General features: G+C 60.2%; 12 protein-coding genes. 9 read left to right on the top strand and 3 right to left on the bottom strand.

The features are described 5' to 3' along the window. Positions 1–742 precede the first annotated feature (742 nt). The 9 genes from AB7008_RS08280 (at position 743) to AB7008_RS08240 (ending at position 8,445) form a co-directional block, all read left to right on the top strand. Positions 743–1,195, top strand: coding sequence for a Nif11-like leader peptide family natural product precursor (locus AB7008_RS08280; protein ID WP_080584114.1), 453 nt, complete (start codon positions 743–745; stop codon positions 1,193–1,195). A 248-nt stretch (positions 1,196–1,443) separates the two neighbouring features. Further along, the gene (locus tag AB7008_RS08275) at positions 1,444–2,790 is read left to right on the top strand and encodes a radical SAM family RiPP maturation amino acid epimerase (protein ID WP_100213762.1); all 1,347 of its coding nucleotides are present in this window, start codon (positions 1,444–1,446) and stop codon (positions 2,788–2,790) included. Positions 2,791–2,894: 104 nt separating this feature from the next. Continuing rightward, entirely contained in the window at positions 2,895–3,146 is a 252-nt protein-coding gene (locus AB7008_RS08270) for a hypothetical protein (RefSeq protein ID WP_370126333.1), read from the top strand. A gap of 49 nt (positions 3,147–3,195) precedes the next feature. After that, positions 3,196–3,504, top strand: coding sequence for a hypothetical protein (locus AB7008_RS08265; protein ID WP_028160486.1), 309 nt, complete (start codon positions 3,196–3,198; stop codon positions 3,502–3,504). Between the two features lie 389 nt (positions 3,505–3,893). After that, positions 3,894–4,292 (top strand): hypothetical protein, encoded by a 399-nt coding sequence (locus AB7008_RS08260; protein ID WP_028160485.1) that lies wholly within the window; start codon positions 3,894–3,896, stop codon positions 4,290–4,292. Between the two features lie 25 nt (positions 4,293–4,317). Beyond that, positions 4,318–5,733 (top strand): hypothetical protein, encoded by a 1,416-nt coding sequence (locus AB7008_RS08255; RefSeq protein ID WP_035711445.1) that lies wholly within the window; start codon positions 4,318–4,320, stop codon positions 5,731–5,733. A 742-nt stretch (positions 5,734–6,475) separates the two neighbouring features. Next, positions 6,476–6,598: a hypothetical protein gene (locus AB7008_RS08250; RefSeq protein ID WP_306330604.1), complete on the top strand. Its 123-nt coding sequence runs from the start codon at positions 6,476–6,478 to the stop codon at positions 6,596–6,598. A gap of 264 nt (positions 6,599–6,862) precedes the next feature. Further along, positions 6,863–7,156 (top strand): helix-turn-helix domain-containing protein, encoded by a 294-nt coding sequence (locus AB7008_RS08245; RefSeq protein WP_035711448.1) that lies wholly within the window; start codon positions 6,863–6,865, stop codon positions 7,154–7,156. Next, positions 7,153–8,445 (top strand): type II toxin-antitoxin system HipA family toxin, encoded by a 1,293-nt coding sequence (locus AB7008_RS08240; RefSeq protein WP_028143541.1) that lies wholly within the window; start codon positions 7,153–7,155, stop codon positions 8,443–8,445. Before AB7008_RS08245 ends, AB7008_RS08240 begins: the two co-directional genes overlap by 4 nt. Positions 8,446–9,158: 713 nt before the next feature. Here AB7008_RS08240 and AB7008_RS08235 read toward each other — a convergent pair. From AB7008_RS08235 to AB7008_RS08225, 3 genes are all read right to left on the bottom strand, one after another. Further along, positions 9,159–11,960, bottom strand: a complete 2,802-nt coding sequence (locus AB7008_RS08235; RefSeq protein ID WP_028143542.1) for a trypsin-like peptidase domain-containing protein — start codon at positions 11,958–11,960, stop codon at positions 9,159–9,161. Between the two features lie 60 nt (positions 11,961–12,020). Further along, on the bottom strand, positions 12,021–13,022 hold the full coding sequence (locus AB7008_RS08230; RefSeq protein WP_131233133.1) for a hypothetical protein: 1,002 nt from the start codon (positions 13,020–13,022) through the stop codon (positions 12,021–12,023). A gap of 345 nt (positions 13,023–13,367) precedes the next feature. Beyond that, positions 13,368–14,675: a DUF6973 domain-containing protein gene (locus AB7008_RS08225; protein WP_028160482.1), complete on the bottom strand. Its 1,308-nt coding sequence runs from the start codon at positions 14,673–14,675 to the stop codon at positions 13,368–13,370. Positions 14,676–14,679 lie beyond the last annotated feature (4 nt).

Genomic DNA, 14,679 nt, shown 5'->3' with positions numbered 1-14,679 from the left:
CATCTGCCACGTCTGATGCGATCATCTCCGAGCAACGTCTCATTCCGCCCGACCTCGCAGTCGGCGCGCAGATTTGCGTCGTGCATCGCATTCATCTGGCGGTAAAGCTGGTTAGGAGGTCCAGGCGATGCGGACCGCGGCCAGACCCAGTCTTGCACCGAACATGTGAATTTCGATCTCTACTCGCGACCAGTCGTTCTGCCTTACAATTTGAGCCATGCTCGGGCCGCTAATCATAGTCGCGCCAGCGCGAGAACAGACGAGAGCGCGACCTACGTGAGAGTTCCGGCAAGCGCGGAGCGAACTGTTCACCTAATTAGATGAAGAACGAAATCGCTCAGACGCAAAGCGGCCGAGCCGATCATCCCGCGTACGGCTAAAGGAGCGGCCGTGCCGGTGATCCCGGGACTGCGGCTGCCACTGCGTGTAATGGGCACTTCGCGACGTCCCCGGCGCCTCCGATCCTGCGCGTCATGATGCAACCTCCGACTGACAACCGGAGCTACATCGATCAAGCGGCGTGTTTCATCTCAGGCGAGGCAATACGAACGGCCAACTTTGTCCCGGCTGCTATTGACGCTCAGCGTGATGCAGATGGCGCTCGTGTCAGGGCGAGCTTGGAGGAAGCGGACATTTCAGCGGCGACTTCGACACTGAGCGCTTGTTAGGTTCGAGACCAATGTCGGCAAGTTGACGATACGCACGGTCGGACAAAGCGCAAAAGCGGCAACTTCAGTTTGGTATGCGGATTGCTTTGTTACGGCATGATCACCGATCGCTTCCAAGGCGACGGATAGGTAGCAACAGCAGAGGCCCGGCTATGTCGCAGGCTGAGGTAGAACGGTTTGTCAAGAATCTAACGAAAGAGGGTAGTCTGCTCGAAAACCTTAAGCAGAGTGCTACAGGTCTTGCACCGATTGTAGCGGTCGGAAGAAGTCACGGCTACGATTTCACGGTTGACGAGATTAGGAGCAGCATCCGAGCGCCAGGCCGACACGAGTTGATGCAGGTCGACGCGATTGTCGGCGGCAGGCAGGATTTAAGCGGTGCGGGCTTGAGCAGCATTGTGCATACCACTGCGTTGGCTAGTTCATCGTCGGAGGCACCCACGAGCGCCGTGCAAGCCGCGGAAGCCGGCCGTGACCTGGTCGCTATCGTTTTGCTTATTGTAGTTGTTGTCGCGGTCGCGGCCTGACATGTTTTCAGCTCTGATCGCATTGGCTCGTCCTCAAGGAGACGAACCGGTGCGAAGAGAACTGAAATCACGCCTCGTCAGGCGTGAGATCATTGCTTTCAGGCCTAGAGATGCGGCTTTAGGGCGCACCCGCACCGTATGACGCACACTGCCACCGAACACTGCCGACAGATCTTTGACCGGCGTACCCCCGAGCAACTGCGCACGTTGTCACACATCAAGCGCTTCATGGAGCGGCTGGCTGTGACTTGGAGTTCCGCAGGGCGCTTTCGGAGAACGTTGATTCTCCTCGCGCGGTAACAGAGCGCTACGGCATCGAAGTTGACCCAATGAAGATGCTGCCGCTCTGGCGCGGCGGCTACCTGAAACACCGCTTCAAGCCGGAGTCTACGCCCTGGCCCCTGGCTATGATGTGGGACGAGTTTATCTGCGAGATGTTGCGCCATCGCGGCATCCTGCGCGAAGAGGGCGAAATGTCGACGATCAACTCTCGCTTTCATGCTTGGCGCGAGCGCCAAATCCGGCGCTGCAACGACGAATTGGGCGTAACGGCGGCGTCGGTCACGTACCCGATCATCGCTTTCGAGCTGAGCGACGGCTGCTCCGTCGGTTGTTGGTTCTGCGGCCTCTCGGCCGACCGCTTCAAAGGCTATTACGAATATAGCGAAGAGCATGCAGCGCTTTGGCGCGGTGTGGTCGGTATCGCGAGCGAGATGTTTGGTTCGGCTGCCCGTACTGGTTTCTGCTACTGGGCCACAGAGCCTATGGACAACCCACACTACGACCGCTTTCTATTCGACTACTATCAGATCACGGGCGCATTGCCACAAACAACGACGGCGGCCCCGATCAGGGATCGCGCGCTCACCACGCGCGTGCTCGAACTGTTCAAGCGCTATCGCACCGTGACAAATCGTTTCTCCGCGCTGAGCACAACACATCTCGACCAGATTCACATGGCGTTTTCGCCTGAGGAGCTGATCGGTGTCGAACTCGTCCTGCAGGGCAAGGAGGCGCTGACTGCAAAGGCTTTTGCTGGGCGCGCGCGCGAGCGGAGCGAGAAACTTAGGGTCGCCAACAAAGATGATGCAATCGCCTTGCTGGAGGGCGATCACACGACCATCGCCTGTGTTTCCGGCTTTCTCGTAAATATGCTGCAGGGGCGTTTACAATTGGTGACGCCGGTGCCGGGTAGCAAACGCTGGCCTCTCGGCTACCGCGTCTTGAGTGAACGCTTCTTCAGGACGCCTGACGAGTTCCGCGAGGGGCTGCAGCGCATGATTGACCAGCATATGCTCGAGAGCCCAGCTCCCAAATTGCCGATCCGCTTCCGCAGGGACCTGCAATACCAGGCCGGGAACCGATGCTTTCATCTCCGGTCACGCAACATGGAACACCGGGTGCTCGACGACATCGCTCCGACTTCCGTTGGCCATCTAATCGCCTGCGGCAACTGCACAGCGTCGGAGCTGGTTAGGCAGGTCACAACTGACGGAGCGAGCGTGCTCGCAGTAGCCGACCTGCTCGATCAGTTATACGCGGCCGGGGTGATTGAAGAGGACTTAGACGACAGCTTCGCCTGGCAGACCAGCTGACCTGCTACTGCGCTTTCATCCGGCAGCGGTTAGAGTTTCGGATTTTGTACGCCAGTGGGTCCGCCGGAAGAATTTCATTGTCGAGTTGCCCAGGCGAACGGTGCATGATGCCCCTGCAGTTCCACCGCGCTGTCAAAAACATGGAAATTTGGAGTGCACGCAGCGGCGGCTACTCGTTCGTTATAAGCTTGCAGGGCCCGACCGGTCCTGGTTTTCGCGGAAGGTTCGGCTACGTCGCTTCGTGGCGTCCGCTTGACCAGAGCCGTGGCGCGATCAGGGTGCTCGGCTCGCCGCTGCAGAGCTTCGCTGAGGCCGATGACGCCTGCAATAGTATGCTCAATTACCTGAGAGACTGAACTGATTCCTGGTCGCGGAAAATGGAAGCATCTTAAAGATGCTGCAGTCGTGCCGGGTGCTACCCAGGATGTTCACCGGGTCGAGACGTACTTTGTAGCGATTGAGATTATCGCGGCCGATTTCAGCGGGCGCTACACGTTCTATCCGTCGGACGGGCTTGCTCCAAATCGAGCTCATGTGGATTATCTTGAAGATCATCTGCCGTCCCTGACGCCGCTCGGAGCAAACATGTTCGTCGAAGGCTCGACAGATTTGTTCGCATTTCCCAATCCGGTAGCTAAGCCGTACCACAGGATCGTGATCCACGAGACGCCCCTAGCGAACGGCTGGGCCCTACCGGATCTATTCACGAAATGATCAGCACGATCCGTACACGGTTGCGAGCCAGAACAGCTTGATGACAAGGGCGGGACAGGTCGTAACGCCGTAGTCCCAATGACTTCACTGATTTTGCCGTCCTGCCACGCCTGTTTGCGGCGGCCGCCGTAGTAATGCTGCCAGATCTCGCCGAAGCGACCGGCCGGGGAGCGGGCTTGGGCCTTGACGGGCAGCGACCAGAGCCGCGCTCTGGAGCTATCCGGTTGGCATAGCCCTTTTTCGTCAACGATTCAGCCTGCGCGTTATTTCTTTCGACTATTCGTGCCGACCGGGGGACTAACCTACGAGAGTGGCTAGACGATCATTGATACCGGTTACTGCCTAACCCGGCGCGCCCCTGCTCCAACCTGAATACGGAGTACAGACAAATGCAAAATGCTAAGACGGCACAATTTGAGCAAGAGGTACTTAACTCGCTTCAGTCCATGGAGCTCGAGCTGGCGCTCCGGGGCAGCATGAACGCGCTACCTGAACAGCCAGTCGACACGAACCCGGAGAGAGCCGAACAGCAATCTGCGTTGAACGAGGCTGTGTCTCTCGTAAAGAGACGAGATGTGCTGGAGAGGATTTGCCCCGGCCTTCAGTCCGTCGCAGGCGACGCGCAAGCTCTCGCCAAATGGATTACGCCGGTTCTCCTTCCGATGGCGATTGCAGGCACTGTCCCCCTGAGTCCGCTAGTCTTTGCGGGCGTCGCGGTACTCTTCTTCCGGGTAGGCGTGGCGACGCTCTGCAAAGGGTGCGTTCCAGCCAAGGACAAAAGCGACTGATCTGCCCGGGACCGGAAAGAAAGTGATGACGCCACAACAACTCCTAGCCGAGCTGCAGAAAACGACCGAGTTGCTGGACTGGATACTGAAGCTCGTGCCGCCGTGCGGCGGTGGGTCGAATCTATTGTGGGCGCCGCCGGATCTGGAAGCACAATTCAAGGTCCTAGGCATCGCGGATGGGACGTTTATCGATCGCTACTCCTCGTTTCTGAAGCGGACAGACTGGGTGCACAACGCCTTCGAGGACTTGATTTCGAAGTCTCCGGCTCTCCGCCAAATCTGCCGAGCGGACGCGGGGATCGCGTCCGGAACCGTCAACGACGCAGAATTCAACGGACACGTCTACTCCTTCAGGTCATCACAAGGACTCGGCTACGTGATCGCGTTGCCGATGGGTGCGATGCCGTTAATCTCGAGCGGTGCCGAAATGCTCATGCTGCCCGCGGACACAAGTCTATGCGAGACGCTCGGAAACGCATTGACCAAAAAGGGGCTTGGAAAGGATTCAGAGCCGTGGCTGCTGCGGCTAAGGCGTCGGCTGGTCCGCTTCTCCAGCCGGCCCTACCTCGCCAAGCGGTGTTCTAAGCAGATCGGCTGGCAGTTCGGAATGATGATCCACCGGTACGTTCACCTCGGAACAGCTGACACGCCGGACGTGATCAGGGAACTTGGAGCAATTCCACTTGTCACCGACGTCCGGCGTTGGGGGCACCCACTTGAGGCTGGGAGCAACCTTAGATTTTTCGCAATCCAGTTCCTTCTCCTGCATGAGTGCGGGCATGTGGCGGCTGGAGACCTGTCCACAACAGATACAAGTCACTTCGAGATGGAATTCGCTGCTGATGGTTTCGCGTTTCGGGAATTGATCGGCTCTGCCGATGGAGATGATGTGGCTATATCGGGCACTCTGGGGGCGTGGCTGATCCTGACGTTGGCTGCATGGATTGAGGATCTGTCCCAAGAGACCGCGCCTCGATCACATCCACCGGCAAGGGAACGCCTCGAACGTCTCCGCGCCTACTTGCGGTCTCGAGAGCAGGAACAGCCGTCGATGACGCGCGCCCTGGAAGTTTTCGACGCCATGGCGAGTATGCAGAAACGGCTTTTTGAGGAAGCGAAGTCAGCTGGCGTCCTCACCATGGAGTTTCCGCTGTCGCGGTTTCTAAGCATGTGCGCACAGACCGGCCGGCATGAGATGTTCTACGACCAGCTGCCGCGATGGCTACTATTTGGCGCGCCTTCACGCCTCTGCCGGGAGTTGGCCCGCCTGCGCGTCTGCATGGAGCGAAGGATTGAGAGCGATCAGCAGGATGGCCGCGCAAAAGAGCAGTTGGGGCTAATAAACTGGGTGTTCGATGCGGCTCTGGCCGCGCCGAGCAACTTCTTGTCCAGAAAACTTCAGGCCTTTTATGCGAGAGCGCGAGCGGCGACCGATAGTTGACTGTCTGCTTTTCGGCGCTCGTCGGGATGCTCGATACCTGATACCGGAGGACGCCTGCGTTCAACGCGCGGCTGGCGCTCTACTTCCAGCCTTCTCGATCACGTCGCAGTGGCGGTGCTGTTTGGATGATACCGCCTCCTGACTTCGAAATCGCGGTTGAGGTCGAGGACGTCAAAAGCAACGCGGTCGGTGCGGCCTGCGTAACAGCCGCGAACGACCCCACGTCTTAAAGAACTCACGCTCTTGTCCGGCCTTTGACGCTGCAGCACCGAAGCGTTCGAGCAACAGTCTCAGAGCACTTTGCTCCAGCGCACGATTGCTAATTTGCGTCGCCTGCACGATTCAGGCCTGCTCTCTCCAAGCCAAACAGAATATAGAGGGAGGGTGAGGATCGTACGGCGGGGGTCACTGTTGCGTTGCTGCTGATTGCCCTAGGATCCGAAGCCTTCGCTTCGGGGCCGTGTTCGAGCACAAGGCATGGGGTTGCTCGGCCACCGAGGTGGAACGGCGCCACCATGGATTCGCGGGAGCCCAACTCGGATCCCTGTTGAACGGTGCCGGCTTCTTTCACCATGCGCACAGGGCCGACGACTGTCACGCCCTCATCAAGATCCTGACTACCATCCGCAGGCGCGCCGGCGCTTGCGGTGCTGCTAGAGCAAGCCCGAAAGAGAACGGTAAGGCTGTGGGCCGAGCAGTCGCCGTTCGATCTGAAGGATGTCCTGAAACGTCGCGGCTACAGATGGAGCGACGGCAGCCCAGATCCTGGTACATCGACGTCGGCGAGGCGGCTGTCAACGACGAGATCGCTTTCCTCAAGGCGGAGATCTACCTGCGCGAGATCGCCCTCGCCTGCAGACGTTGACCGCCTTTATCCGTTTTTCACCGTGGGCATAGAAACGTGCCCCCGGGTACTTCACCGGGGCCGCGGCACGGTGGTCATGCGGCGGACCCGCAACCAAGGCGGCGAAGTCGTTCAGGCTGATCGCGGGCGAGCGAGCGAGCGCCGATCGCACCCATATGAGTTTTATGGCCTATTCTAAGATATTATGTAAAACTAATATCCTTTTGATATCGCGTAAAAATCATATTCGGCCTATATATCTTAAATCTCATACGGGATGACGGCATGATTTTGAAGACAATCAGTGACTTAGGACTGGCCGTCCGGGAAGCCCGCCGTCGGCGGAAGCTGACCCAGAAGCAACTCGCCCAGACGCTGGGGACCACCCAAGAGTGGATCTCGCAGTTCGAGACCGGCCGCCTGGAGAATCCGAGCCTCGGAACGGTGCTAAAGGCCTTCGCCGCGCTGGGGATCGACCTGAACATCGACAGTGTGCCGGGATCTCTACGGAACAACGACTTGGATACCGGTGATCTGGCGCTCGACGAGCCGAGCTTTCTCAAGGGACGGCGGCGATGAGCAAATTCATGAACGTCCTGATGGGCGGCGTCCCGATCGGCCGTCTCGAGCAGATGGATACCGGCGTCCTGGCCATCGAGTACGCCGATGGTTGGCTCGCGGCCGACAGGGTTCAAATTCCGCTTTCGATGTCCCTGCCTCTCGCCGCCAAGAAGCACTCCGGCGCGAAGGTGGCCAACTATCTCTGGAATCTGCTTCCGGACAGCGACCAGACCCTGCAGAAATGGGGACAGATCTACGGCGTGTCGCCGAACAGCGCGTTCGCTCTGCTGTCGAAGGTCGGAGAGGATTGCGCCGGCGCGATCCAGATCGTCACCGACGAGTGGATGGCCGCCAATGCGGATTCGCCTGGGGAGGTTCAGTGGATCGACGAGGCGGAGGTCGCGAACCGCCTCAAGCGCCTGCGCGAGGAGAGGACCTGGACGGGACGTCGCGACGGCGACCGGGGGCATTTCAGTCTCGCCGGCGCGCAGCCGAAGATGGCCTTACTGTTCGACGGAAAGCGATGGGGCGTACCGAGCGGCCGCCGGGCGACCACGCACATCCTCAAGCCGCCGATGCCTCACCTGCGAGGCACGACCGAGAACGAGTACGCGTGCCTGCGCCTCGCGAACCACCTCGGGATCACGGCGGCCGAAGCTAAGGTCGGGAAGTTTGGCGAAGAGGTCGCGATCGTCGTCACCCGGTACGACCGCGAGATCGACAAGGATGGCGTCGTCAGACGATTCCACCAGGAAGACATGTGCCAGGCGCTCGGCGTGCATCCCGCCGTCAAGTACCAGAGCGAGGGCGGACCCTCGATCGAGCAGATCACCAACGACGTGCTGCGCTATGCTACCGATCCGGAGGCGGACAAGGCGGCGTTCGCTGACATGATCGCCTTCAGCTTCCTGGTGCTCGGTACCGACGCGCACGCGAAGAACTTCTCAGTCATCCACCTCCCGGGCCGGCGGATGTTTCTTGCGCCACTCTACGACGTCCTGAGCCTCGTGCCTTACGACAACGACGAACATGAGCGGCGACGCCTGCGCATGGCGATGAAGATCGGCGGCTATTACAAGTTCTCAGAAGTCCTGCCGCGGCATTGGAGACGCCAGGGGGAACTGATGAAAATGGATCCCGACGAGATGATCGCGCGATTGGTGGCGCTCGGCGAGAAGATTCCCGACGCGCTCAGCGACGTCGTGAAGGAGGCGAGGGTCGAGGGCCTGAAAGAACCGGTGCTTGACACGGTGCTGGACGGAATCTCGGCGCGCGGCAAAGCGATTGTGCAGCAATACTCGGCGTGAACGCGCCGCGCTCGGGATCGTCGATGAGATAGGCGTGACGCCGACGGACGCCGTCGGCGCCCGTTCCGACGCTCAAATCCGATGACCAAAGTTTGGGTGAAGATTTGGAAGGCATCGAAGACACCGCCGGAAAAGGACGAGCTAATAAAATCGTTCGACCGCGAGGCAGACAATCAACTAAGAAAACAATTATCAAAAGACATAATATCGAAGGTGTACGATTGGCTCTCGCGCACGCCGAGATAGGACAGCCAGTGCCAATTGCCATCCCGACCGCTCAAGTTCTTCGATGTGGACACCGAAGAAGCTGAGGGTTGGCCGGCTCAAGCTTGATATTACACGCGCCATGTTGTCGCAGGGTGCTACTTTGCAGAGGGATTCGCGAGCGACCGGCCCGAGCTAACGAGCGGAACCCCCTGTAAGGGGATCACCAGATTCGGCGTCGGTAGTTACTTGCAACTGAAATCTCCGCGCCGTCCCGGTACATGTCGTGGTTTCCCGAAAACGTATAGACCTGCGCCCGTTTTCCAAGCTTTCCAAAGACGTCGTCCAAAATGGAGGAGAAGTTCGATTTGCACCCATCCGGGGGGCCCGGCTAATGGACAACCTAGATCGAAGACGGCCGACCTGTTATTGGCTGAAGGAGCACGGCAATTTCGATCTGCTCGATGTTGGCGGCAATGGGCAGTTGGACATGGCGGCTTGAGTCGCTCTCATTCATCCACCATTGCGAGATAGTCCGAGAGTCGCATCCGACGATAGCCGGGCCGCTGCGGCGCCTCGTCTCCCGGTGGAACCATCAGGACGCTCTCCTCGCCGCGCGGCCGTGGGACGAACTTTTTGGGCGGGACCGGGTCGGCGCGATCCCAGTCGATCTCAAACGCGTCCGCAAAGTACTTTGCAATTCCGGCGTGATCGAAGATCAGTGAAGCATCGCGGTTGGTCGATACCCCCATGCCACTCCAATTGTGACTCCCGATCAGGACGCGCTTGCCGTCGACGACCATACCCTTGGTATGATGGTTGGGGATTTGCTTGAGACGCGAGTCGATGTCGACCCCCTTCGACTTAAAATACCAGGCAGAGTGGGTGGGATCCGAGAACTTCTTGCTGCTGTCCGCGCGCAGGATCACGCGGGCATCGTCCAGCGAAACCAGCTTGTCGGTCAGTTCGCCGATCAGATCGTCGATGTAGCCGCGATGCTGCCGCGGGTTGCTCGGCATTCCGATATAGGGGATCTGGAAAACGAGGCTGCGCCTTGCGGAGCGGATCAGCTTCAAAACGGCCTCGCTGTACACTCCGCCTTCGCGGTCGGGCGTGAGCAGAGGGGCCGCGACAATGCTTTCGGTGATCTCCAGGGGCTTCTTCAGCCGCGCTGGCGGCCGGCGTTCGCGCGGCCGCTCGATGGCTTCGAAGACGGACTCCGGCACATCGACCAGCGGCTCGCGATCATCCGCTTTCACCGGCACTTCCTTGCCGCCAAGGTCATGCGACCGCCGCACATCCTGAAGGATGTGCTCGCGAAATCGCTCGGCTAGAGTTGGGCTTTGAACAATCACGTGCCACTCGCGATTGCCGGGCAGGTCCTCCTCCGTAGCCCTGTCGCGCTCGGATGGATCGATGATCGGCTGGCTCGACGAACTCTTCCAGTTGCCAGAGGACAGCCAGAACTTGTCATCGTTCCGGACGGTGACCTTGATGTGATAGGACTGCTGAACCAGGCCGGTTGTTCCGAGCGGAACGGCGATGCGCTTGAACTTGCCATCGCCGAACCGATCGGCCCACTTCTGAAAGATCGCCTCTGCATCGAATTCGGTAGTCTCGTCGTCAACGTCAGCGAACGTCTTGAAGTCGGCTGCCAGGATGATCTTCGTTCCGGCAGCGAGACGTTTTGCCATCAGGTCGCTAATGGCTGATGCACGAAATTCGTATATCGCCGAAACCCAGGAGCCTGCATCCTCGCTCATAAAGGCCTTCAGCTCATCGAAGCCGTATTCCGGGCTGACGTGCGCGCGCACCGTCATCAGTTCTTCGACCGGACTCAACTGGTATTTTGGATCGCGGCGGGCATCGTCGTCGTAAGCGTTCGGAGCCGCGGCGGCCTCGAGAGACATCAGGCCCTCGAGCTGCTCTTCGACCGTGGCCGGGGCGTATTGGACCTGATAGCCCTGGAACGAATGCGGTCCGTCCGCGCGCAGCCCCTCCAGCGCGCCTGGTTGCGCTGACACGGCGATGCAGGGCGTATCGCCGATGCGGCCGTCATCCTCAAGATAGCCGACGCGCGCTGCGAGCACGCCTTCCGGCTTCTGCTTCCAGAACGCCTCGGCGGCATGCTCGACCGACATCCCGACACGGGCCGCACCGGCCACAGTCGATATCGTGCCGAGGTCGACCGTGATGGTGACCGGCACCGTGACGCTCACCGTGCCCCGCCCGCCGGGGGCGGGCTGCGGCGCCTGTGCGATCGCCGGCCGGGACTCGATCACCAGAGGCAGGGTCCAGCGCTTTTTCGCTACGTAAAAGTTGAGCTGGCTGGCCGGGACCGCCAGGTTCGTCTCCTTATAGATGCCGGCGAAGTGCAGGCCGACGACTTCGCGGGTCTTGAAATCGACGACCACCGATCCGGAGTTGCCGCCCAGCGTCGTGCAATCATGCGTCGTGGCACCGGCACGCGGCGCCGTGATGTAGCCGGGGGCAAACCGCTTCACGTCATATATGCCACGATAGAGCCGCTGCATCAGCGCCTGATCGGAGATGCGCGATGGCGGTGCCTTGGCGGGGTAGCCGAGCGTGAAAACGGCGGTGTTTTCCAGAGCGTCGGATCCTGCGATCTTGAACGGCGGCAGTTCATCCCCGTGGCCAAGGGACGCAAGCCTCATGAAGGCGATGTCGTTCGGCCCATCATCCGGCTCGATGTAGAGCACTTCGGCAATCTGGCGGCGCAGCCCACCAGATGCCGCATCGCGAAAATGACCGGTATCCCAAACCGTGCTCATCGTCCCGCCGCCGGCGCCTTGACGGAACACAAAGCCCTGCCCTTGTCGCCGCGCGAAGACATTCGCCACGTGGCGGTTGGTCACGATAATTCCGGCATCGATCAACCAGCCTGTCCCCGCGAATGGCGCACCGCCCGGAAAGTCCACGAGGTCGATGCGGCCGACCCGGTCGACCAAGCCTTCCGGAACCGCGCGACTTTGCTTCGACAATTCGAACAGCGTCTGTGCCTCGACACCGATAAGCGACACATCCTCAAAATTGAGACCGGCTTCTCCATTTCGCTCGACGAAGAAAACCGGTCTCTCCTCAGACACGATCGTCTCCAGATCGGCGATCGGACTGCGTGTCAAAAGGTCAATCACATCACGCGGGCTTGGCGGCGCTTCCTCGAGGTTTGCCGTCTCGAGACCGGCCTTGTCCCTTATCCGTTTGGCGATGCTCTGCGCCGCGTCGGGATTGCGCGCGAGCAACCGTTTGACGAACTCGATCAGATCGCTTCGTTGGGATTTGTCGGCCATCGTTCGCGCTCCGCGGTTGCTGGAAAATGATTACGGCGTCGCCGGCGAACTTGTCGCCGGTCAAGCGACGCGCGCCGGAAAAAGTTGTTTGATCTTCTGATGAAACAAGTCGGCGAATTGCTCAAACCCCGCCTTCGCAGGATGGAGTTCGTTGTGCCAGGAGGACACCTGCGGCGCCAGCACACCTTGCGTCCTGACGACCGTCACCCGAGGACCGCTCAGCGACTCCAGCATCGCCTCAAACTGCCCGAGCATCTCGCTGACGACGGCTTGGCCCGACGCAATCGTCGGAAAGTTGCGCAGACCGAAGGTCGGCTTGAGCCACGGTCCGAATTTGCAGATGCCGCGGCCGTCGGGTATGGCGAAATCATAACCATGAAAGATGAGATGCGTGTCGGGGCTGCATTTGTCGCGGATTGCAATCAGATCCTCATATCCGGCGCGCACCAGCGCCAAGGCCGCAGCAAAGCGCGGCTGATTGACGTGCGCCGCTGGTGGCTGAGTCGGATTCCAGTCCTTGACCCAGAGCGCCATCGGATTGTCGACGATGTCGTTTCCACCTCCGGAAAACAGCAGCAGGTCCCAATCGCCGCCCGCGGGACTGCCGTTCGTCAATCGTTCGGTCAGGGTCGTGCGCTCCTCGACACCCAGCATGAAACGAACCTCATCGCCCGTCTTCGCCAGGTTGAGGATGGGCACGCCCAGCCGTCGCTCCAGTCGCGGAACGATGCCGCCGCCGAACAGCGGCACGGGATATTCGAACCACGAATCGCCTTCGGCGAGGATCTGCAGAGGCGCGAACGCCTCGCCGCGCTCGCCTGCCGCCTCGGCGCCGCCTTCCCCGCGTCCCGCTCGCGGCGGCAACGTGCCGCGGGCCTTCATGATTTTCATGACTGCCTGGTATTCGCGGGTCCGGCGAACGCGCTCGCTGCGCTGTTCGCGTCGCAGCTTTTCGCGCTCCTGGCCAATTGTCCTTAGCGACGGCGACTGCGCTACCGCTGCCCGTGCGGTCTCGAGACCAGCCGCGCGTGGCCGCGCCGGCGCTGATACGCCGGCAAGCACGCGCGCTTCGTCCAGGGTCACGGGCCCGGCCGCGACCGCCGCCTCCCTTGCGCCAGATTGCGAGCCGGCCTTGCCCTTGCCGGACCGCGGCTTGACGGTGACCTTCCTGGTCCGCTTCTGCTTTGCCATACGCACAGCATGCTATCGTGATTGCAATACACATTCCGCACCCAGGGTCCCGCCATTCGCGCGGGCCCAGGCAGACAAAATAGGATCAACATACTACTTCAAGATGCATGAACGACCACCGCTCGTCAATGCGGCACTTGACTCAATCCAGGCAAGCGTACGCCTTGGCTCATATGGCTGCTTGAAATTCGAAATTCGGTCGACGCGGCGATCGAACTACAGCTTGTATTTGCCGTCCGAGTTTACCAGGACTCCGGCGCGCAAGACCCTGCACCTGCCGGTATCGACGCAGTCCTGCACCTTTTTCAAGACCTCATCGACCTTCATGCCGTCGCCCGCCTTGCGGCCGACCCCGTTGTTGAACAAGTCCATTTGCGTCGCGAGCGGCTTGCCGGGATTTCCGTCTTCATGCGTAGTCGCCCATTTCTCGGCCCAGACAACGCCCACGCCGCTGTCGGCCGCCATACGGGCGTTCCACAACGCATGACGAAAGGCATCGCCATTGTCGTCTTCGAGCGCCGTCGACTTGTAGCTGGCGAGAGCCTCGTTCACGGCAGTTTTCGCGTGTAACAGAACCAGAGCGCCGACGACGGGATTTTGCCTGAACAAATCCCATTCTGGGGCACTGAGAACACCTGAGGTGATCGGCAGCCCGCCGGATTCCTGACCAGACTTTTCATGTGCGAGCCTCTCCGCGGCCCGCTCGCTGCCCTCGGTCCAAAATCTTTCCGTCGGCTTCGGGGCCGCGGCCTCACCATTGATCTTGGCCTTCGGGACCGCTGCATTTCCGACCTGAGCCACCGCGCTCACGCCGAGCAAAGCCAACAGTTCGGCGGGAAGACCCGGAAGATGTCCGATAGGCTCGTTGCTGGCAGTTGCCACGACAAGCCGACCTACCGCGACCACATAGGCAACGAGAACCGCGGCTTGAAGCAGCAGTTGCTGCACGGCCGTCATATCGACGGTGTTCTGAACGCCAAACTGGCTATTGGTTGTAATGTCGGCAGGCTTCGCGTCATCGATCTCGATATTGCGGTACATCGCCCCCTGGCGCCGGGGGTCCGGGGAGAGAGCGCTCTCGTGGGCACCTGCATCCTTTGGCGGGGTCGCGGCATGGATCGAATTAACCACGCCGTTTCCGACGAGGCCCCCGAGCACGACACCAGCGAGCGCCCAGATGCTTGCATCAATCTCAACGAAGGACTGCACCACGCCGCTTCCGCCCGCCTTCCACAAGGCAACGTTCCAGAACGAAATTGCGAGGAAGGCCGAAGAGAGGACGACAAACCACCCGAACGTAATGACGCGCTGCAGTGAGTAGCAATTGAACTCGTCGACCAGCGCGGTCTTCACGCCGGTGATGCCGCTTGCAAACATAAATACGCCGAGCAGACAGACACCCCCGACAACCAATCGCAGGTAGCTTGGCGTCGCCGCCTCCGCATATCCGAGCGAAACCGCGGAAGCCACGATGAATGCCAACATTGCCGCGGAAATACGCCACCACTTCGTTTGCAGATTCATTTCG

This window comes from Bradyrhizobium sp. 521_C7_N1_3 (genome assembly GCF_052075975.1).
Taxonomy (GTDB): domain Bacteria; phylum Pseudomonadota; class Alphaproteobacteria; order Rhizobiales; family Xanthobacteraceae; genus Bradyrhizobium; species Bradyrhizobium japonicum.
Note: the sequence above shows the minus strand (reverse complement) of the source record. Positions and strands in the feature narration are given on the sequence as shown.